17 protein-coding genes and 1 pseudogene are annotated in these 19,862 nt (G+C 69.4%); 11 read left to right on the plus strand and 7 right to left on the minus strand.

Annotated features, from left to right (window positions below):
• Positions 1–8 precede the first annotated feature (8 nt).
• The 4 genes from OG488_RS38100 to OG488_RS38120 all read left to right on the plus strand — a co-directional run bounded on the left by OG488_RS38100 (position 9) and on the right by OG488_RS38120 (position 3,652).
• Positions 9–776 (plus strand): thioesterase II family protein, encoded by a 768-nt coding sequence (locus OG488_RS38100; RefSeq protein ID WP_329238128.1) that lies wholly within the window; start codon positions 9–11, stop codon positions 774–776.
• A gap of 475 nt (positions 777–1,251) precedes the next feature.
• Positions 1,252–1,554 (plus strand): hypothetical protein, encoded by a 303-nt coding sequence (locus OG488_RS38110; protein ID WP_329238131.1) that lies wholly within the window; start codon positions 1,252–1,254, stop codon positions 1,552–1,554.
• Positions 1,551–2,759 carry a cupin domain-containing protein gene (locus OG488_RS38115; RefSeq protein ID WP_329238134.1) on the plus strand — a complete coding sequence of 403 codons (1,209 nt, stop codon included), beginning with the start codon at positions 1,551–1,553 and terminating at the stop codon, positions 2,757–2,759. The genes OG488_RS38110 and OG488_RS38115 overlap by 4 nt, the downstream gene beginning before the upstream one ends.
• Positions 2,756–3,652 (plus strand): sucrase ferredoxin, encoded by an 897-nt coding sequence (locus OG488_RS38120; protein ID WP_329238137.1) that lies wholly within the window; start codon positions 2,756–2,758, stop codon positions 3,650–3,652. Before OG488_RS38115 ends, OG488_RS38120 begins: the two co-directional genes overlap by 4 nt.
• Before the next feature lie 369 nt (positions 3,653–4,021).
• Here the strand turns inward: OG488_RS38120 and OG488_RS38125 are convergent, their stop codons facing one another.
• Positions 4,022–5,251 (minus strand): PP2C family protein-serine/threonine phosphatase, encoded by a 1,230-nt coding sequence (locus tag OG488_RS38125; RefSeq protein ID WP_329238138.1) that lies wholly within the window; start codon positions 5,249–5,251, stop codon positions 4,022–4,024.
• Positions 5,252–5,572: 321 nt separating this feature from the next.
• On the opposite strand from OG488_RS38125, the gene OG488_RS38130 reads away from it, so the two are divergent.
• The 3 genes and pseudogenes from OG488_RS38130 to OG488_RS38145 all read left to right on the plus strand — a co-directional run.
• A complete protein-coding gene (locus OG488_RS38130; RefSeq protein ID WP_329238141.1) occupies positions 5,573–7,612 on the plus strand; it encodes a PA14 domain-containing protein in 2,040 nt (679 codons plus the stop codon).
• 628 nt (positions 7,613–8,240) lie between these two features.
• Positions 8,241–9,548, plus strand: coding sequence for an MFS transporter (locus tag OG488_RS38140; RefSeq protein WP_329238144.1), 1,308 nt, complete (start codon positions 8,241–8,243; stop codon positions 9,546–9,548).
• Positions 9,549–9,806: 258 nt separating this feature from the next.
• Positions 9,807–9,975 (plus strand): annotated as a pseudogene (locus tag OG488_RS38145) (IS5 family transposase); the annotation flags it as partial.
• Positions 9,976–9,980: 5 nt separating this feature from the next.
• On the opposite strand, the gene OG488_RS38150 reads toward OG488_RS38145, so the two are convergent.
• Positions 9,981–10,292, minus strand: a complete 312-nt coding sequence (locus OG488_RS38150; protein ID WP_329238147.1) for a hypothetical protein — start codon at positions 10,290–10,292, stop codon at positions 9,981–9,983.
• Between the two features lie 197 nt (positions 10,293–10,489).
• Between OG488_RS38150 and OG488_RS38155 the strand changes: the two genes are divergently transcribed.
• The gene (locus tag OG488_RS38155) at positions 10,490–11,131 is read left to right on the plus strand and encodes a gamma carbonic anhydrase family protein (protein WP_329238150.1); all 642 of its coding nucleotides are present in this window, start codon (positions 10,490–10,492) and stop codon (positions 11,129–11,131) included.
• Here the strand turns inward: OG488_RS38155 and OG488_RS38160 are convergent.
• From OG488_RS38160 to OG488_RS38170, 3 genes are all read right to left on the minus strand, one after another.
• Positions 11,128–11,769, minus strand: coding sequence for a DUF305 domain-containing protein (locus OG488_RS38160; RefSeq protein WP_329238152.1), 642 nt, complete (start codon positions 11,767–11,769; stop codon positions 11,128–11,130). The genes OG488_RS38155 and OG488_RS38160 overlap by 4 nt on opposite strands.
• Positions 11,745–13,115 (minus strand): DUF1996 domain-containing protein, encoded by a 1,371-nt coding sequence (locus tag OG488_RS38165; RefSeq protein ID WP_329238155.1) that lies wholly within the window; start codon positions 13,113–13,115, stop codon positions 11,745–11,747. Before OG488_RS38165 ends, OG488_RS38160 begins: the two co-directional genes overlap by 25 nt.
• 173 nt (positions 13,116–13,288) lie before the next feature.
• A complete protein-coding gene (locus OG488_RS38170; protein ID WP_329238158.1) occupies positions 13,289–15,007 on the minus strand; it encodes a discoidin domain-containing protein in 1,719 nt (572 codons plus the stop codon).
• A gap of 327 nt (positions 15,008–15,334) precedes the next feature.
• On the opposite strand from OG488_RS38170, the gene OG488_RS38175 reads away from it, so the two are divergent.
• Positions 15,335–16,327, plus strand: a complete 993-nt coding sequence (locus OG488_RS38175) for a LacI family DNA-binding transcriptional regulator (protein WP_329238160.1) — start codon at positions 15,335–15,337, stop codon at positions 16,325–16,327.
• A 484-nt stretch (positions 16,328–16,811) separates the two neighbouring features.
• On the opposite strand, the gene OG488_RS38180 is transcribed toward OG488_RS38175, so the two are convergent.
• Entirely contained in the window at positions 16,812–16,964 is a 153-nt protein-coding gene (locus OG488_RS38180) for a hypothetical protein (RefSeq protein WP_329238163.1), read from the minus strand.
• A gap of 1,042 nt (positions 16,965–18,006) precedes the next feature.
• Here OG488_RS38180 and mihF point away from each other — a divergent pair.
• Positions 18,007–18,321, plus strand: a complete 315-nt coding sequence (gene mihF / locus OG488_RS38185) for an integration host factor, actinobacterial type (RefSeq protein ID WP_329238166.1) — start codon at positions 18,007–18,009, stop codon at positions 18,319–18,321.
• Positions 18,322–18,579: 258 nt separating this feature from the next.
• A complete protein-coding gene (locus OG488_RS39390) occupies positions 18,580–19,140 on the plus strand; it encodes a class I SAM-dependent methyltransferase (protein ID WP_443074286.1) in 561 nt (186 codons plus the stop codon).
• A 243-nt stretch (positions 19,141–19,383) separates the two neighbouring features.
• Here OG488_RS39390 and OG488_RS38190 read toward each other — a convergent pair whose 3' ends face one another.
• Complete coding sequence (locus OG488_RS38190; protein WP_329238169.1) at positions 19,384–19,527, minus strand: hypothetical protein; 144 nt, start codon at positions 19,525–19,527, stop codon at positions 19,384–19,386.
• Positions 19,528–19,862: the final 335 nt, after the last annotated feature.

Genomic DNA, 19,862 nt, shown 5'->3' on the forward strand with positions numbered 1-19,862 from the left:
CGCACCCCATGACCACGTCGGCCGAGCTCAACCGCCTGTGGATACGCCGCTACCACCCCCGCCCGGACGCGGCGGTCAGGGTGGTGTGCCTGCCGCACGCGGGCGGCTCGGCGAGCTTCTACCGGCCCGTGTCGGCGGGCCTGCCCGCCGACACGGACGTGCTCGCCGTGCAGTATCCGGGGCGCCAGGACCGGCGGGCCGAACCCTGCGTCGCCACGATCGCCGAACTGGCCGACCAGGTGACCGCCGTACTCCTGGAGTGGACGGACCGCCCGTTGGTCCTGTTCGGGCACAGCATGGGAGCGACCCTCGGTTTCGAGGTCGCGCGTCGCCTCGAGCGCGACCACGGCGTCGTGCCGCACGCCCTGTTCGCCTCCGCGCGCCGGGCCCCCGCCGCGCCGCGCACGGAGACCGTTCACCTGCGGGACGACGACGGCATCGTCGAGGAGATGAGGCTTCTGAGCGGTACCGACTCGGCCATCCTCGACGACCCTGAACTGATCCGCATGGCCCTCCCGGCGATCCGCGCCGACTACCGCGCCGCCGAGACCTACGTCTACGAGCCGGGCCCGCCGCTGCACTGCCCGGTGTGGAGCCTCGTGGGCGACAACGACCCCAAGGTCTCCCTCGACGAGGCACGGGCCTGGTCACGGCACACGGAACAGGCCTTCGAGTTCCGCGTCTTCGGAGGCGGCCACTTCTACCTCGTCGCGCACCAGCAGGAGATCCTCCGCATGATCGCCGAGCGGGCGGCCGTACCGGTGGGCACCGGCTGACCGGAACGCGCATCGATGTGGCGATACGGGTGGCGCCGCGACGGCCGCTGACACCACCGCCCTGGCCGGTCAGCCGCCAGGGAAGCGGGGGATACCGCACGCTTCGATGACGCTCCCCGCCGGCCGGCGCCTATGACTGGACTGCCGAGCTGCGCATGGCCCACGCCTGCGACCTCAGTGCCGAGAGGTCCCTGGTGGCGGTCACGGCGAGGAGCAACCGGTCCACGTCCGACCAACACCGCTCCGTTGCAGACCCCTACTCACCAGCTCCCAGGGCATCGACATCGCCGACCACGTGCGCCCGGTCCCGGGCAGTGATGTCCGCGGGCACGACGAGCATGCCGGCCACGAATCGAGGTTTCCCGGCTACGGGGATACGGTGGTCGAGGTTCATATCGGCTCGAATGTGTATTTATGGCGATCTGGCTTCCGCATACCGGAAACCTTGCTGCACGGCGCGACCACAGGAGGAACGATGGCCCACCCCGAGCACGACGCGAACGAGAACGAAGGTCCTGCGGACGGCGGTGCGGACGGCGCTCCGGGTGTCCACGACGGCGGCGCCGACGGGGGTGCTGAGGGTCCCGCGGACGGCGGTGCGGCTGGTACTCCCGGTGTCCACGACGGCGGAGCCGATGGCGGCGCCGACGGAGGTGCCGACGGCGGCGCTGACGGTGGGGCCGATGGCGGGGCCGAGGGTCCTGCGGACGGCGGTGCGGCTGGTACTCCCGGTGTCCACGACGGCGGAGCCGATGGCGGCGCCGGCAGCGGCTCTTGAGCGTGCTCCGGACCCACATCCAGGACGTCGGCGCCGAGCGGGGCGTCGGCGTCCTGGAATCCCGCCTGACCGAGCTGAGCCGGGAGGAGTTCGCCCGTGATGTCTGGGCGCGGACCACGGCGCTCACCCGGGGTGCGAGTGATTTCTCGGACGTGTTCTCTCCCTCCGCCGTGGACGAGTTGATCTCTCGTCGTGGCTTGCGCACTCCTTTCCTGCGTGTGGCCAAGGGCGGCTCGACACACCCCCCGTCGTCGTTCACCGCGCCCGCAGGAGTCGGTGCCACCATCGCCGACCAACTCGATGACACCGCTCTGTGGCGCGCCTTCGCCGACGGGGCCACGCTCGTTCTTCAGGCCCTTCACCGCACCTGGGAACCAGTTGCGGACCTCGTATCCGATCTCAGCACGGAACTGGGCCATCCTGTGCAGGCCAACGCCTATGTGACGCCTCCGCAGAACCGCGGATTCGACGCCCACTACGACGTCCACGACGTCTTCGTCCTCCAGATCGAAGGGACGAAGCGGTGGACCATCCATGAGCCCGTGCTGCCCGACCCGTTGCGTGATCAACCATGGACTGATCACCGATCGGCCGTTGCCGACAAGGCAGCACACGACAAGCCTCATCTGGACACGGTGCTCGGCCCTGGTGATGTGCTCTACCTGCCGCGTGGCTGGCTGCACTCCGCACAGGCGCGGGGAGAGGTGTCGATTCACCTGACCCTCGGCGTCCACACCTGGACCCGCTACGCCTTGGCCGAGGAAATGACCCGGGCCGCCCTTGCTTCGCTGCGCGAAGACGCGCCGATGCGCCGTTCCCTGCCCCTGGGGCGCAGCGGCCCACAAGGCGAGCGGGAACTGATCCGTGAGCGTCTGCTGGCTGCCCTGGCGGAGGCCGACCCCGCTCCGTCGTTCGAGCGCGCCCGACGGGCCCAGGGCCGCCCCGCACCGCTGGGACCCCTGGCCCAGCTGTCCGCCGTGAACGGCCTGCGCCCGACGTCACCGGTACGGCTGCGGGAGGCGCTGGAGGCACGGCTGGCAGGGACACGGCTGTTCACCCGGGTGGGCTACGTCGACCTGCCGGAATCCGACCTCGAATCCGTGACTCGACTGCTCGACGGCCACGTTCGCACGGCCGGTGAACTCGGGCTCCCCCTCGCCGGGCGGCTGCTGCGCGCCGGGGTGCTGCTGCCCGGCAACCGGTGACCGAGGGAGCGCGATTCTTCTGCGCCGACGCCGCCCGCGCACGAGGCGATGCGTTCGGGGGAACAGCTCCGTACGGTCGTGTCTGGGTACTCATCGAATACAGGCGCGGTTGGCCGGTCAACGGCTTCGACGGCCTCGACCTCGACCCTGAGATCAAGGCGCTCGTGTTCTCGGCGGCCCAGGCGAGCCGGGCCCGAGTGCTTCTGGTCAGGCGTCCCGGCCGCCGCCGCCCCGACGGAAGTGGCCGCTGGGCGGTGCTGCGCCACGACGACTCCGGTGCCCTGCGGCAGCAGTGGGGCAGTTGGCGACTGGACCAGGACCTGGCCCAGATCATGAACGCTCTGCAATCCCCGGGGGAGCGGGACGGACCACCCGTCGTCCTCGTCTGCGCCCATGGCCTGCACGATGCCTGTTGTGCTGTGCGCGGGCGGCCCGTGGCCCGGGTCCTCAGCGAGCGCTGGCCCGACCTGGTGTGGGAGTGTACGCATGTGGGTGGGGACAGGTTCGCTGCCAACGTCATCGTCGTACCTGATGGGGTCTACTACGGCGGTCTCGACGCCGCCTCTTCGCTGACGGTGGTGGAGGAGCATCTGGCCGGCCGTATCCGTGCTGATCACCTTCGAGGCTTCACGACCCTGTACCCGCCGCAGCAGGCAGCGGTGGTGGCGGTGCTCAAGCGCTTCGGTCCCGCAGGTCAACACGACTACACCGTCGTCGGCACGGTTCGCGGCAAGGACGCGTGGAACGTCAAGGTCAGCGGAGGGCCGTCGCACGGAAGAGCGCTTGACGTAGTGGTTCGGGCCCGGCGCACGCCGCAGCTTCGGCTGACCTGCCGTGGGCCGGAGGAGAGCTCCGCCCTCGTCTACGACGTGGTGTCCGTGCGTGAGGGCTGACGGCTCAGAGTGACCGACGGAGGCTTCGGCACGGACTGCCGAAACGTGGCGCTGGTCCGCCGAGGACAAGGACGGCGCCCAGGGCGACGCGCGACACCTCACCAGCGAGGCAGCTACCGCCGAAGCCCGTGTGCTCCTCGCGGCGAACAGCACACACCGGCCCTGACACCGCCCGAGCATCCAGCCCGGAGGGACATCATGTCGGCTACCGTCACGCCGTACTCGGCACCTTGCTCGGCGCAGTCGTCGTCGGGGCAGTGGGTCGACGGGCAACTGCTGACGAATGACGAGGGCCTCGCCCGAAGCCTGTCGTGCGAGGGCACGTCACGGCGTGTGCGGGCGGGTCCGGGACGCTGCCGCGCGGCTCGGTCACAGGCGGACGACGACCAGCGCGGTGTCGTCCGTGTTGCCACCCTGGGGGATCAGTTCCGCCAGCAGGGTGTCCGCCAGGGTGTCCGCATCCGCCTGTCCGTGACGGCCGAGGCAGTCGGCGAGCCGGTTCAGACCGGTGTCGATGTCCTCGTAGCGGCGTTCGATGAGGCCGTCGGTGTAGAGAACGAGAGTTGCGCCCTCGGAGAAGGCCGCTTCGGCCTGGATTCTCGGAACGTGCTCGAAGCGGGCGCCGAGCGGCGGGTCGGTGGCCCGGTCGAGGAACTCGACTGTCCCGTCGGCGTGCAGCAGGACGGGCGGGGGGTGGCCGGCGCTGCTGTAGGTCACGGTGCGGCGGTCACAGTCGATCACCGTCTGCAGAGCGGTGGTGGACTCGGCGCCCTCCACCGAGCGGGCGTAGAGGCCGAGTGCGTCGAGCGCCGCCGCGGGGCCGTCGGCCACCCGGACGGCTGCGCTGAGCGCACTGCGGAGCTGACCCATGACGCCCGCCGCGGTGAGGCCGTGGCCGACGACGTCGCCCACCGCGACGGCGAAGCAGCCGCCGGACAGTTCGGCCAGGTCGTACCAGTCGCCGCACACGTTCAGCGACCCGACTGAGGGCTGATAGCGCACAGCGCCACGGTGGCGGCCCAGCGGTCCGGGCGCGGGGAGCATCGCGGACTGCAGGCTCAGGGCGACCTCGCGTTCGCGGGCGTGGGCCCGGCGCAGCCGCTCGTTGACCTCCTGGAGCTCCCGGGCGCGGGTGTACAGCTCGGCCTCCAGGGCCCTGGTCCGGTCCCCGCCGGAGCGCCCGCCACGGGCGCGGAGCAGTTCGGTGACCTCCTCCACCCGGTGCAGCACCAGCGCCACCCGTCCGTCCGCGTCGACGACCGGGGCGTTGACCGGGCTCCAGTACCGCTTCTCCCACCGGCCGGGCCGGTCGGGGTCCTCGACGTCGTAGCGCTGCAGCGCCATGGCGTCGCGCTCCCCGGTGGCCGCCACCCGCAGCAGCGACGCCTGGAGGTTGCGCGTGCCGGTCGCGGCGGGATCGTTGGGGTTGTCCGGGAACACATCGAACATGTAGCGGCCGACGATCTGGCCACGGGTGCGCCCCGACGCGCGCAGATACGCCTCGTTGACGTCTGCGTACACCAGGTCGGTGGTGAGCAGGGCCGCCGCGGCCGGCAAGGCCTGGAAAACCGCCTCGTAGTCGATTCCGGAGTGCTTCACGACGCCCTTCGCCTCTTGTGCAACAGCGGTCCGGCGAAACCTGCCGCACCGGACACCCGCGGGATCCCGACGTGACAGCGGCCGAACGCCCACAGCGTGACCCAGCCAGGCAGTCCAGGGGCCCCATTGCGCCATCGGCGGCATGTCACCTGCCGTCGGTCACCCGGGCGAGTTCGTGGACCTGCGTGCGGCGGGCGTCCGCGGGGTCGGCAGGTCCGGAGCGCCGGTTCCCTGTGGCCTACAACCAAGCGTGGTCGTCAAGAGTCTTGATCTTCCGAGGCAGTCGCACGCTGCCCCGCACGATCAAGACCGAAGGAACGCATGAACCGACCCAGAGGAACGACGGTCTCCACCGCGAGCGCCGTCGTACTCGCCACCGCGGGCAGCCTGCTCACCGCGGCAGCCCCCGCGTCCGCCGCCGTGACCTGTGCATCGCCCGTCTTCACGCGGACGTTCTACGCGAACACCACCTTCACCGGGACCCCCAAGGGCACGGACTGCGACTCCGTGATCGACCAGAACTGGGGCACGGGCGCGCCCGGTTACAAGGGGATGCCCGCCAACGACTTCGGCGTCCGCTGGTCCATGAGCCGAGACTTCGGCTCCGGCGGGCCCTTCACCTTCACCGCGTCCTCCCGCGACGGCATCCGTGTGTACGTCGACGGCGTCCGCAAGGTCGACCTGTGGAAGAACGTCGCCGACACCGTCTCCAAGACCGTCAACCTGACCATCCCGTCGGGCAAGCACAGTCTCCGCGTCGACTTCGTCAACTGGACGGGCGCCGCGAACGTCACGTTCGCGTACACGCCGCGCACCACGGCGACCGTCGACAAGGTCAAGCCGCTCGTGCCCACCGGGACCACCGTCGCCTACAGCACGGCGACCACGTCCACGAAGGTCAGCTGGGCGGCGAACAAGGAGATGGACTTCGCCGGGTACCGCGTGTACCGCCGGCTGAAGGGCGCCGACTACCCCACGAAGCCGCTCGCGACCACGACGGCGACCTCGTGGACCGACACGACCGTCCCGAAGGACGGCAACGTCTACTACTACGAGGTCCGCGCCTACGACAAGGCCGGCAACACCTCCTCCGGCACCGCGGACCTCGGCATCACCACCGTCGACCGCACCGCCCCCGCCGCCCCGAAGGGCGTCGAGGACAACTGGGCCATCGGCAACCCCACCAGGATCACGCTCTACTGGGACAGCAACACCGAGCCCGACCTCGCCGAGTACCGCGTCTACCGCTCGACCTCCCTGCCGGTCGCCCTCACCCCCGCCAACCGCCTGGCTTCCTCGGGCGGCGGCTACAGCGGACCGCTGCCGCAGACCGGTGACACCTATTACTACGTCGTCACCGCCGTCGACACGCACGGCAACGAGTCCCCGGCCTCGGGCTCCGCCGAGTACTACAGCGACGACCTGACCGGCCCGGTCGACACCCCGCTCGGCACCCGGGTCACGGAGGGCGAGACCGGCGTCACCGTCACCTGGGACGCCTCGGAAGGGACCAGCACCGACTTCGCGGGCTGGTCGGTCTTCCGGTCGCTCAAGCCGCGCGCCTCCGGAATCACGGTGTGGGAGGTCGCCCAAGGGCTGAGGGGCACCACCAAGTTCGTCGACAACACCGTGAAGCCCGGCACCACCTACTACTACTGGGTGGTCGCCAAGGACTGGGAGGGCAACCCGGGCACCTCGTCCACCGACCTCCCGGTCACCGTCGCGGGCAACACGACCGCGCCCGCCGCGATCCAGGGCGTCACCACGGTCCCCAAGGCGAACGGTGTCACTGTCTCCTGGAAGGCGAGCGGCGACCCGTCCCTCGACCACTACCGGGTGCTGCGCGGCACGTCCGTCGACGGGAAATGGGACTGGACCCCGGTGGGCGACCGCACCAACGAGCGCCCGTGGCTCACCGGCACGACCTGGCACGACGTGACACCCGCCGACGGTGAGCAGGTGCGCTACGCCGTCGTCGGCGTCGACCAGTACGGCAACCAGCTCACCCCGGACACCGGCGCGACCGTCACCGGCGTCACCGAGCTGGACCTCCGTCCGACCGCCCCGCCCGCCACCGGCTCGCCGTTCACCTGGATCCGCCCCAACGGGCCGAGAGACTTCAACCTGTACCTCGAAGACACCACGAACGAGAACGGCAGCGAGGCCACCGGGTTCCACGTCCGCCGCTGGAACCCGGCGACAGGGACGTTCGACCTCCTCGGCACGGGCGAGATCTCCGGCTTCATGTCGTGGCACGACGCCGACCAGCCGAAGTCGACCACGCTCTTCTACCGTTTCACCGTCGTGTACGCGGACGGCACGGAGTCGGGCGCGACCGAGATCGCCGGCGCGATCGCCTGAGCCCGGGAGTCGTACCCGGACGGCGGTCAACGCTCCGGGTACGCCCCCCCCACGGGCACCGCGGAACCTGGGGTCCGGTCCGCTGAGAGCCGTTCGCGTTCCGGGCAGACCGGATCCAGCACGGACGGGACCCGCCTCCAGGGTGCGGCGGGAGGTGCGCGGCAGACAGGTGACCGTGGTCGGGGCGAGGTCCAGGACGGCGCCGCCCGTGAGCAGGCCCGGCAGCCCGCGAGGACCACCAGCAGCACGTCCAGCACGTCCTCCTGGTACTCGCCACCTGCGGCGTCCGGCAGCAGGTGCACGACGTGCGCCGCTCGCAACAGGTCCGGTCGGCACCTGATACGCATGGCTGCTCTACGCGGTGACTGCCCCGATCTGTCTTCTCTTCGCGCTCTGCGTGATGGTCCATCTGCATGTCGACGGCGCTGCGGACGACAACACCTTCCGGCGCTGGAAGATCCAACCCGGACCGGCGTGAGGCCGCTGCCGATGAGGGGATGGAGGGCGAACGCGACTTCGTTCATGAGTCGTTGGGACGGGCCGCCCGCCAACTCCAGAAGTGCTTCGTCCTCGTGTCGTCCACGAACTGTCGGGTTAGTGGACCGCTGCGTCGGGGGAGTAGCGGATCATGACGAGTACCGATCATGTCGCGAACGGTCACAGCCGGCCCCCAGGGGCGCCACCAGGCTCGTCGGCCCGTCAGCTGGCTGCTGCCTCCATCGGCAACGCGGCCGAATGGTACGACTGGTACGCCTACTCCTTCCTCGCCGTCTACATCGCTGACCAGGTCTTTCCGGAAAGCACGAGCAACTCCCTGGTCCCTCTGCTTGCCACCTTCGCCGTCTTCGCCGTCGGCTTCTTCATGCGGCCCATCGGCGGCCTGCTCATGGGAGCCGTAGCCGACCGCCATGGCCGGCGCGCTGCCCTCACCGCGACCATCCTGCTGATGGGTGCCGGCAGCCTTCTCGTCGCCCTGACCCCCACTTACCATGCCGTCGGCGTCCTCGCTCCTGTCGTTCTTGTCATCGCACGGCTGGTACAGGGGCTTTCGGTGGGCGGCGAGTTCGCCGCCTCGACGACCTTCCTCGTCGAATCGGCCGGTCCTGGAAGGCGCGGACTCTTCTCCAGCTTCCAGTACGTCTCCACCACCATCGGCCAGCTCATCGCATCCGGCGTCGCCGCGCTTCTCGTGCTTCTCCTCACCAACGACCGGATGAACGAATGGGGCTGGCGCGTTCCCTTCCTGATCGGCGCGCTCTTCAGCCTCGTCGGCCTCTGGATCCGCAGAGGAGCCCACGAGACCCGTCCCGCGGAACAGAGGTCCGGCCCCCGCCCCGGTCTCTTCGAGGCCCTGCGATGCCATCCCCGCGAGTCTCTCCTGATCTGCGGCATCACTGCGGGCGGCACCATCGCCTACTACACGTGGACGACTTACCTGCCCACCTACGCCCAGGTGAACGCGAACTTCGACAAGGGAGACGCGCTGGTCGTCAGTACCATCTCCCTCGCCTTCTTCGCGCTGCTCCAGCCCCTGGGCGGCATGCTGTCCGACCGGATCGGCCGTAAGCCGCTCCTGCTCTTCTTCGCGCTCGGATTCGCGGCGCTCGTCGTTCCCCTGCTCGACTCGGTCACCGACGCTTTCGCCTCCCTGCTTCTGGTGCAGTGTGCGGGGATGGTCCTGCTCACCGGCTACACCTCCGTGGCAGCGGCCGTGAACGCCGAGATCTTTCCCGCACGCGTACGGGCCGCAGGGATCGGCTTTCCCTACTCGCTGACTGTGGCCTTGTTCGGCGGTACAGCCCCGTATGTCGGCACCTGGTTCAAGGAAGCCGGCCACGCCGGAGGGTTTCCCTGGTACGTGGCAGGACTTTGCCTCGTATCGGCTTGCTTCTACCTGGTCCTGCCCGAGACCGCGAAGGGGCCGCTGAAGGGTTGACCGGAGACTCAAACGGCTCGATGCCTACGCCCAACGCCCGACGTCTCTACCGCACGGCGCACCCCACGTTCGAGGCTTCCGCCGAGGACACTCCCAACACGTCACGGCCGACGGCGTACGAGGAGATCCGGCTTGCAGCGGCGGGCAGCCGAGGTGATCGGGCACGGCGGGGCGCTGGTCGAAGGGCTGCGGATGTCCGGGCCCGCGGGCCATCCGTGGGACTCGGCTTCAAGGTGATTCCGCTTCAAGGCGATTTCGCGAGGCTGGGTTGTCGAGCGGACCTTCCGCCGGCTCGTGCACCGCCGCCTCGCCCGCGACTACGAGAGTCACCCCCCACCGCTCCGACGCCATGATCAAGGACGCGATGGTCGACCTCACGAGCCGACGGCTCGCCCATGAGTCCACACCGCACGGGCGCGACTCCTGATCAGGTCAGAAGTCAGAACCCTGAACAGGGCAGTGCCAGTCGGCCGAGTCGACCAAGTTCCCGTCCCTGTCGCTGAGGTGGAAGCAGTCGCCGTTGACCCACACCGTGACCGATGCGGGCCGATGGTCGACCTGGAACGGCTCGTCCCCGCGCAGCGTCCCTGACCATGATCCATCCGCTGCGGGCAAGTGGGTGACAACCGCCCACGTCTGCTTCGGCGGAATCCGTTGCGTTTGCGCCCAGGGCTCCACGGTCAGCTCGAGCGCAGCCTCACCACCGTTGCGGAGCAGCAGCCGCGCTGTCCCCCTGGTGTCCATGCCCGGCCCCCTTCCTTACCTCCACGGACCATTTTGCCTGCAACCGCAGGCCCCGCGGACCCGCGATCACCGGGCCCGAGCTACTGCGTCGCCCGAGTTTTCGAACAGACCCCGGATCGCGGATGACACATGGTCCAGCGAACGCGATGTCGGAAATCCGCCAGCACGTTCCTGGTCGGTCGGGCGAGAATCCGCTCATGACCGCTGAAGCGCAGGGAATCCGCATCCGTCACCGTGGGCATGAACCGCAGGTCCATCCCACCGCCTATGTCGCCCCGACAGCCACGCTCGTCGGTGATGTCCACGTGGGGCCGAGGGCGCGGGTGATGTACGGCGCGGTGCTCGATGCCGAGGGGGCCCGGATCGAGGTCGGGGAGGCGGCGGTGATCTGCGAGAACGCGGTGTTGCGCGGGTCCGCGATCGCCGGCGATCAGCCGGTGATTGTCGGCGACCACGTTTTCGTGGGGCCGCACGCCACGCTGCTGGGCTGCGAGGTCGGCAGATGCGTCTATGTGGCGACCGCGGCCACGGTCCTGCAGTGCGCACGGCTGGGGGCCGGCTCGGTTGTCGCTGTCGGCGCGCTCGTCCATGCGCGCACCGTCCTGCCGGAGGGGTACTTCGTACCGCCCCACACCGTGGCGCTCGATGAGCCGGTGCGGCTGCTGGCCCCTGGCGATCCGGGCCTGACCGAGGCTGTCGGGCGGGTGGGCTTCGCGCAGGTGGCGTTCGGCGTGGACGCGGAGTGGACCGACCGGATCAGCCGGTACGAGCGCATCGCGGAGGTGCGCGTAGCCGAGTTCGGCACACACGCGGACGATGAGGTTCTGGACCTCGGCTAGCGCCGCGTCAGGGACGCTTGTGTTGTGATGAGGTGACCAGCCGTCCGGATTCCACCCCGGCGTGCGCGTCCGGCAGGCTGTGCTGCTCGCAGCTTTTCCAGCCGGGAGGCCTGCTCGGCCGTCCTCCTCGCGATGGCTGCGGCCAGTTCCGTCGCCTCGTCGGCCTGGCCATGGGCCTGTTCGCCGGCGCAGAGCAACCGGTACTGCGTGAAGCCTGCACGCAGCGCGTCGGTGAGAATCCGGTCGAACGCCTGGCCGTTCGTGGCTGCCGCCTTCTCGAGGGTGCCGAGACTCACCATGCCCGGCATGTCGTGCCCGTCGTGGGGGCGGGTGTCGGGGACGCCTGCGAGACGCAGCACCGCGCGCAGTCTGCGGAGGTCTCCGCGCAGTGTCGATCCCGTCTTCGCCGCCAGCTCGGCCAGGCTCGGGTCCGCCGTGCGGGAGGGAGCCAGATCGGTCAGGAGTCGTGCACGCTCGGCCATGGGGATCATCAACAGGATCCAAGCGGTGTCGGTGGTGTTGAAGGCCGGTCCCGGCGACGCGCCGGCCGTCGGCTGCGAGGTGCAGCCGACGGCCGGCAGCGCCACCAGCATGGCGCATGCCGACCACAGGGTCAGAACGTGCCGGCGGAGTTGCACTTGGCCTTCTGGGTGATGCAGTCCTTCACGCGGTGCCCGAGACCGGCGTTGTCCCAGGCGTTGAAGAAGTCGCCGTGGATGGACGATGCCATGCCCGAGGCCAGCCGGAAACCCGCGGCGCTGCCGCTGGTCGGATAGCTGACGACGAAGGAGAGGTTGGGGATGGCGACAGGGTAGGCGCCGCTGCACTTGCCGTCGTAGGTGGTCGCCACGTGCGACTTGTGGTCGGGACTGTCGAGGTTCTTGCCGTCCCAGCAGTCGGGGAAGACGAGTTGGTGGGTGAGATGAGCCTGCGGGGCGCAGCGGGGCCAGTTGCCGTCGGCGCTGCGGCCGATCTCACCGCCCTCGCCCGCGCACCAGTACTGGCCCGGCGAGCCGGCCGGGGTGGGCGTCTGGGTCTTGGCGTTGCCCGCGATCATGCGGAACCCCTGTGGGAAGGGCACGGTCGCCGAGGGGTCGACGAGCCGGGAACCGTAGTACACGATCATGCCCTCGGCCTCGACGGCCTTGTCGCCTTCGTACAGCGTCGGGATCCAGTACGCCGAGAGGTCGTTGGCAGGGGTGCAACTGGTGGGTGTGTTGGTCAGCAGCGACTGGGGTGTGGAGAACGCGTCGGTGCTCTTGTTGCCGAAGAAGCTGTGCATGTGGGACGCGCCGGGCAGGCCCGGCAGGACGATGGGGTCGTCCGGCTTGGAGTGGCTGTAGGAGCAGGTGGCGTTGAACTCCGGGACCCGGACGATGCCGGCGGGCACCGCGGCGGGCGTCATCGCACGGAACTGCGCCAACTGGGCGTCCCACTTGGCCTGGTCGATGGGGACCCATCCGGCTGCCGGGCTGTCGCCCGCGCCGACGAAGGAGAACCAGTTGATGTTGACGAAGTCACCGGTGGCGGTGCTGCGGAGCACGGTGAACACCGTCTGTGGGCCGGTGGGATGGGTGGTGACGTCGGTGGCCTGGGTCGCCCAGGTCTGCCAACCGCCGGTCGGGGAGACCGGTATGACGGCGAGCAGTGGTCCGGTCAGGCTGCCGGTGCGGAATTCCACCGTGCCCGCGCCGACGGCGGACGCGATCCGGGCCGACACCGTCAGCCGGCCGGCTGCGCCGAGGTCGACGTTGTCGAAGCGCATCCAGTCGCCGGCGGCGAGGAACGCGGCGTTCTGGCCGCCCCCGATGTCCCCGGTCGTCTCCGACACGACACCCGACTGGGCTGCGTAGGACTCGGCCTGGACGGTGACCGTCGCGGCCTGGGCCTGCTGGGTCGATACGGTCAAGCTGAGGGCGGCGGCCAGCACGACCGCCAGCGTGCTCGCCAACAGTGTGTACAGATGGACGGGATATCTGCGCATTTCACTTCCTTACGGGCATCAGGGGCGACGGGTCTGCTCGCCGAAGTGCGGCGAGGGGAGAGCAGAAGGCGGACAGCGGTGTGCGCCCGCGGGGGAGTCCGGGTGTCTCGGGGAGCCGCCCACAGGGGGCGGGCGGGCCGCCCGGGACCTCGCGGGCACCGGGCGGCCAGGGGTTACTGGTAGACGCGCACGTGGTCGACGAGCATCTTGGCGGGGAAGGGGGTGCCGGCGTCTGTCGGGCCCGGCCAGTCGCCTCCGACCGCCAGGTTGAGGATCAGGTAGTGAGGGTGGTCGAAGATCCACGGTCCGCGTGTCTGCTCAACCTGCTCCTTGTCGAGAGTCAGAACGGTCCGGCCGTCCAGGCTGTAGGTGATGCCCTTGCTGTTCCAGTCGGCGACCCAGGTGTGGAAGTCGTCGGAGAAATCGGCGTTCCCGGGCAGTGTGTACGGCGCGCCGATTCCACCCCCGCCGTTGTAGGCGGGCGCGTGGACGGTCGAGTACGCGGTCTTCACGTCCTTGCCGAGGATTTCCATGATGTCGATCTCGCCGTTGTACGGCCACGGCCGGCCCGTCAGGAAGTCGCCGCCCATCATCCAGAAGGCGGGCCACAGACCGTTGCCCTTGGGTACCTTGATGCGTGCTTCGACGCGCCCGTAGGTGAACTGGAACGTCGCGCCGGTGTTCATCCGCGCCGAGGTGTACTGGCATGTGGTGCTGCCGCTCAGCGGGTCACGTGGGCACGACGATCCGGCCGTGACCTCCTTGCGTGCTTCCATCACCAGGTGTCCGGCCCCGTCCAGCGCGGCGTTGCGGTGGTCGGTGTAGTTCTCCAGCTCGTTGTTCGGCCCGGTGCCCGGGTCGGCCCTCCACTTCGAGGAGTCGGGTCTGCTGCCCGCGACGCCGTCGAACTCGTCGCTCCACACCAGCCGCGGCGGGTTCGCAGGGTCACTCGGCAAGGGCGGAGCCTGGATCGGAGCGCCACCGGTGCCGTACACCTGGAACTCCCAGAGCGAGTAGCCGTACGGGGTGGCGCGCTGGGTCCCGTACATGCGCACATAGCGGCCGGTGCCGGAGACGGCCAGTGTCTGCTTGAAGCCCGTGCCGGACGTCGTCGAGTAGATCGGCGTCCAGTCGGCTCCGTTCGACGAGACCTGGATCTGGAAGGACTTGGCGTAGGCGGGATCCCACTGCAGGACGACCTTGTCGATCTGCGCCGTCGCCCCGAGGTCGACGGAGATCCAGCCTGGATCGGTCCATCCCGTGGTGGAGCTTGTGGACCAGCGGGAGGCCGGATCCCGGTCGAAAGCCCTGGCCGGCGTGCATTCCCAGCAGTTCTGGTCACTCTGGGATGAGGAAGCCGCGCCCGGCCTGCCGTAGGAGAGCAGCTTGGCGGCGTCACCGCCGGGACCACCGGCGGTGCCGTACACCTGGAACTCCCACAGCGAGTAGCCGTAAGAAGTGGCGCGCTGCGTTCCGTACATGCGCACATATCGGCCGGTGCCGGAGACGGCCAGGCTCTGGGTGCCGCCCGTGCCCGTGGCCGTCTGGTGGACGACGGTCCACTTCTCCGCGTCGCTCGACACCTCGATCCTGAACGCCGTGCCGTACGCGGCTTCCCAGCTGAGGACGACTCGGCTGATCCCGGCACTTGTCCCGAGGTCGACCTGAATCCACTGCGGGTCGGCGAAGGCGCTGGACCAGCGCGTCCCGGGGTCGCCGTCGACGGCGCTCCGAGCGTTGAAGGGTCCCTCGGTACTCGAGGAGGTGGCGGGCCTTCCCTGAGAGAGCAGCACCTCCGCCGCCTGCGCGGAAGGGGTGGGGAGAGCGATGAAACCGAGCAGTGCGGCCGCGAGGGCCAGAAATAAGCTGAAGCGACGCAGCGGCGCTTGCATGGGCGACTCCTCATGTGGGGGAGGTCAGGGAGCGCTCCCTGAGAGGGAGGATGGAGGGGCTGGTGAAGGCTGTCAAGAGCTCTTTCACCTCGATAAAACAGGGACGTAACAGCTCTGACGTATGGAGGGAGCGGTCTCTCATGGCCTACGCGGCGCGCCGACAGCCCCGGGGACGGCGCTGAGGGAGACGCCTTTCCGAGCACGCTCATGTCGCCCCGGCCTGCGGATACGCTGCTCGCATCGCCATGACGCAGAGCCGGAGGTCGCCCTGATGAGAAAACCCGCCCCGCGCACGGACCTGGGCGGCCGCACAGGGGACGGACAGGTATGAAACGCCCCACTCTCGATGTGGTGGCCGCCCGAGCGGGCGTGTCCAAATCGAGTGTCTCCCGGGTCATCAACGGTGAGACGACTGTCGCCCCGCAGATCCGAGACGTCGTCATGCGCGCCGTGAACGAATTGGGCTACGTGCCCAACGGTGCGGCACGCAATCTCGTCACGCGCCGCACGGACACCCTCGCCGTGGTGGTCTCCGACCCGCCTCAAGGAGTCGTATCCGACGATCCCCTCTTCTCCGCCGTGGTCCGCGCCGTCAGCAGAGAGCTCGAGACGGCGGGCAAACGGCTCGTGCTCATGCTCGCGGAATCGGACCGGAGCCGGACCAGAGTCGTGCAGTACATCGCCGGCGGGCATGTGGACGGCGTGCTCCTGGTCGCCCTGCACGGCACGGATCCGCTGCCGGCCGCACTGGCCCGGCAGGGCCTGCCTGTCGTGTCCTTCAACCGCACCTCCGCACAGGACGTCCCGTACGTGGCGCTGGACAACGCCGGTGGAGCGGCGCTGGCCGTGCGTCATCTCCTGGAGCGCGGCCGGCGCCGGATCGCCACCATCACCGGGCCGCTCGAACTGTACGAGGCGCGTGAGCGTCTCGATGGCTACCGTCAGACGCTGCGTGACACCGGCCGTCGCTCCATCGTGGCCCTGGGCGACTTCACCAGAGCCTCCGGCGCCGAAGCCATGCGACAGCTCCTGGAGGACGATCCCGACCTCGATGCGGTGTTCGCAGCCAACGACCTGATGGCGATCGGGGCCCTGCGCACCCTCCATCAGGCGGGCCGACGTGTCCCCGAAGACGTGGCGGTCATCGGCTTCGACGACATAGAAGCCGCGTCCTACACCAGCCCCGCGCTCACCTCGGTGCGCAGCCCGATGGCCGACCAGGCGACCGCCGCGGTCCACCTGCTCCTCGGCCTGATCGACGGCGGCCCCACAGTGCCGGTGATCATGCCGAACGAACTCGTCGTGCGCGAGTCGACCTGATCTCCCGTCAGCACATCTCACCCCGCGAGCGGAGCGCCGGCGCCGGCGCCGACGGCGCTCCGCTCGCGCCGGAGCTGCTCATCACCCCCCCCGGGCGTGCTCATGACGGGGTATCAGGGGCGTGGCCATTCGCGCCTGGTCCCACGAGCTGTCGCCGTGCACGCGGGCGTTGGCCTGAAGCGACAGCTGGCCCGCTGCTTCCGCAAACCGTCAGGGAGACGCGCGTCCTCCGCATGGGACAGCGCGACCACCCGGATGTGCTCCCTTTCCTTGGCATCGGCACCAGCACGATCCGCCTGCTCACGGGTCTCCTCGATGGAGTTTCGGGACCCTCCGACGGTGCTCGCTCTGCTTTCCACACGCGAAGGAACTCCCACATCTCGAAGCGCGCCGCGGGACGCCCCTGAATCCCAGTTCCTCGCTTCCTACTGCACCGGCACCAGAACCACCACGGCCACGTTTCGAGAACACTCACCGAGGCTGTTCAGGTGCGGGCGGCCGCATGGAGGACGTCGCGCAGTTCGGGCAGGGCCTCACGGTCCTTGCGCCACACGAGGCGCAGGCCGAGGTCGGGTACGGGGAGGGCGAGCAGGACGAGGGTGCCGGCACGGAGGTTGCTGGTGACCTGCTGAATCACCCGCCAGCCCAACCCTAGGCCAATGCGCCTCAACACCAATCGCGGGAGAGCCCGTCACCGGGCGTACCGAGGCAGCTGACTCCCTGCACCGATCGCGGGTCGGAACGAGCCCTGCACGGGCGGTTCGCGCGCGATGGGTACGCCCTGCCAGATCTCGAAGCCGGGCTTACTGGGCCGATTCCGCAGGTGTCACTGAGGTGGCTGCAGTGGGCGTCGAGACGGGGCTGTAGTAGACGGAGCGTCCTTGCTTGGAGCGCTCCAACAGCCCGTGGGCGACACCTTGCTCGAGGGTGTTGCGTACCACCGTGACCTGGGTCCTGCGCTGAGGGTTCGATTCGGTCAGGGCCGCGGTCACTTCAGCTGCGGACTTCGGTTCTCGCTGATCGTTCAGGTATGCGGTGACCAGCTCACGCCACGTCGGCTCGCTGGATCCCTTCGCCCTTGTGGCCCCGCTTGCGGGAGCCTCCGTATCAGTGGGGGTCTGAGGCTTGGACGTCCGACTCCGCTTCTGCGGCGTCGTTTTGCTCCGAGGGCGACGGGCAGTGGGAACGGACGCTGTCGTGCGGCCCTTGCCCTGACGGGCAGCTGGCTTACCGCTGTCACCCAGGACTTCCTGCATCTTGACCAGAACCTGTTCACCCTCCTCCAGTTGGAGGAGCTCGCCCTGCAGTCGGGTCAGCTCAGTGCGTACCCGCTCCTGCTCACGCCGGTTCGTTGAAAGATCATCAGTGATCCTTTGGGCGTAATCCGCACTGATGGTGGACGTATCAGGGGTTTTGGACATGCAATCCCGGCCTCTCGTTGTGGCTGAAAATCCTCTGGCAGCTGATGCTACCGATACGGAGTGAGGCAACGCCCTTGACAGACACCGCCTCCCCTCACCGGAGACCCCACGCCGGGCGGACACCCGGTAGCCGCTGATGATGGAAAACGGCCACCTAGTCATACGGCCGCCCCGCGAGGGCACTAGTCAAAGCACCAGACCAAGGACGTGTCGACGCTGATTCCGCGTCCGGACACGAGATGAACAGGAGCGATGTTCATGACTCTGCCCAACCTGACAGCCGAGGCCCGAAACAGTGCGCTGAAGAAGGCTCTCGCTATGAGACAAGAGCGCGCCGATCTCCTCGTCGACATCAAGAACGGCGAGGTAACGCTGCAGGACGTCCTGCGACGGGACGATCCTGTCGTTGCCAGGACTCCCGTGCGCCGCCTCCTGGAGGCACTGCCTGGCATCGGAAAGATTCGTGCCGGCCAGATCCTCAACGAGTTCGGCATCTCGGAGACCCGTCGCGTTCAAGGGCTCGGAACCCGCCAGCGGGAGCGTCTCCTCGCGCTTTTCCCTGCTGACGCCTGATTGTTCCGTTCGGCGGCTGCTCGAGAAACCGCGCCGGAACGGTTCCCTGGGAAGCTTTGCCCGGCCAAGCGCCGCGCACGCCTCGTGCCCGCGCTGCCGGGTTCCGCCCAGTGCGACGCCTTCCACACCGCCCGCTCCCGCGCCGATCTCGTCGCCCGGATGTACGCCGCGGAGACGGGCGCCGACTGCCCGGTGGAGATCGGCGCTTCGAGCTGCCGCGACTGGCCCCTGCCGGGGCTCATCACCGAGCGGCTGAGCATGCGACCGGGGCAGCTCCTCGTCGACGCCGGCTGCGGAACCGGGGCATCGGCCTCCGGCCGGCCCGTGCCCTGGCCCTGCGCCTGGACGGCTTCGGCCTCTCCCCGGTCGCTGTCGACCAGGCCGCCCCGCGCCGCCCATTTCCTCGCCAGTGCCCACACCCGCGCCACCTTCCGCGTCGCCGACTTGCAGAACACCGCCTTGCCCACCTCCGCCACCCACGGCATCGTCTGCATCGGCGCTCTCGGCCGTGCGAGGGACCGCGACCAGGCGGTGGCCGAGCTGGGCCGCGTCCTGGGCCCGGGTGGCCAGCTCGTGACGACCCGACCACCCGTCTCGCTACCGCCATGGGTGCCCACCCGGCAATCCTCGGCGGTCTGGCCGGCCTCGGCGCCCTCGTCGCTACCTGCTCCTCCCCGCCACCTCGCGCTTCGCCCGTCCTGCGGTCACGGCGGCTGGGATTGCTTCCCCCCCCCGACTCGCTCAGCACCCACCGTGCAGAACAGCGCTTCGGCGCCACCCGGGCTCGCATCCTGGCCCGCCCCTACCGGCCCGCACTGATCATCCGTACAGCCGCCGCCGTCACCCTTGCCGCATGCGGCATGCCGCATGCCGCATGCCCCGGCTGTCCCTCGTCCTCGTCCTCGTCCTGGTCCTGGTCCTGACAGGCGCCGCCATGGAACTCCTGTACCTCAAGAGCCCGAACGCGGTGCGCTTCACCCTGCTGACCGGCACCTGCCTCCTGCTGACCGGCGACCTCCGCTCCGGCCTCCACATCGAGCACCAGCCCAGCACCGCCGACCTCTACTGGAACAGCGCCTGGCAGAACTCCGCTCGCCCCAGTTCCGGACCGGACTCTGCCTCACCCAGTGGATTCACGTCCACGTCCAGGTCAAGGACCGACTGCCCCACCGCCGCCAGCACGCCGTCCCCGGTTTCGTCCGCCACCTTCACCGGCAACCTCACCGCACGGGACATCCGCCTCTGGCGTCTGGCCTCGGCCGCCGCCATCGCGGCGGAGGTCGCCCTGCCCCAGCGCTCCTTGTCCCGCGGACGATGGCGTACGCAGTGGCAGTCGGCATCGCCGTGCACACCGCGTTCACCGGTCTCAAGCCCCGACAGCTCATCACCTTCTCCGGCCTCACCACCGGCACCTACCGTGCCTTCAGCACCTGACACCTGCCAGGCAATCGGCGGCGGCAGGCCGACATCCGTCGACGGGCGCCCCGGGGATTCCGTCCCTGGGACGCCCCGGCAACGCTTGACCTGGAGTGCACTTCAAA

This window comes from Streptomyces sp. NBC_01460 (assembly GCF_036227405.1).
In the GTDB taxonomy this organism is placed as follows: domain Bacteria; phylum Actinomycetota; class Actinomycetes; order Streptomycetales; family Streptomycetaceae; genus Streptomyces.

Bases quoted from the DNA above. Each gene is read 5' to 3' on its own strand.
- OG488_RS38100 (WP_329238128.1), top strand. From the start codon at position 9: ATGACCACGTCGGCCGAGCTCAACCGCCTGTGGATACGCCGCTACCAC.
- OG488_RS38170 (WP_329238158.1), bottom strand. From the start codon at position 15,007: ATGCAAGCGCCGCTGCGTCGCTTCAGCTTATTTCTGGCCCTCGCGGCC.
- OG488_RS38140 (WP_329238144.1), top strand. From the start codon at position 8,241: ATGACGAGTACCGATCATGTCGCGAACGGTCACAGCCGGCCCCCAGGG.
- OG488_RS38130 (WP_329238141.1), top strand. From the start codon at position 5,573: ATGAACCGACCCAGAGGAACGACGGTCTCCACCGCGAGCGCCGTCGTA.
- OG488_RS38155 (WP_329238150.1), top strand. From the start codon at position 10,490: ATGACCGCTGAAGCGCAGGGAATCCGCATCCGTCACCGTGGGCATGAA.
- mihF (WP_329238166.1), top strand. From the start codon at position 18,007: ATGACTCTGCCCAACCTGACAGCCGAGGCCCGAAACAGTGCGCTGAAG.
- OG488_RS38110 (WP_329238131.1), top strand. From the start codon at position 1,252: ATGGCCCACCCCGAGCACGACGCGAACGAGAACGAAGGTCCTGCGGAC.
- OG488_RS38165 (WP_329238155.1), bottom strand. From the start codon at position 13,115: ATGCGCAGATATCCCGTCCATCTGTACACACTGTTGGCGAGCACGCTG.
- OG488_RS38175 (WP_329238160.1), top strand. From the start codon at position 15,335: ATGAAACGCCCCACTCTCGATGTGGTGGCCGCCCGAGCGGGCGTGTCC.
- OG488_RS39390 (WP_443074286.1), top strand. From the start codon at position 18,580: ATGCGACCGGGGCAGCTCCTCGTCGACGCCGGCTGCGGAACCGGGGCA.
- OG488_RS38150 (WP_329238147.1), bottom strand. From the start codon at position 10,292: ATGGACACCAGGGGGACAGCGCGGCTGCTGCTCCGCAACGGTGGTGAG.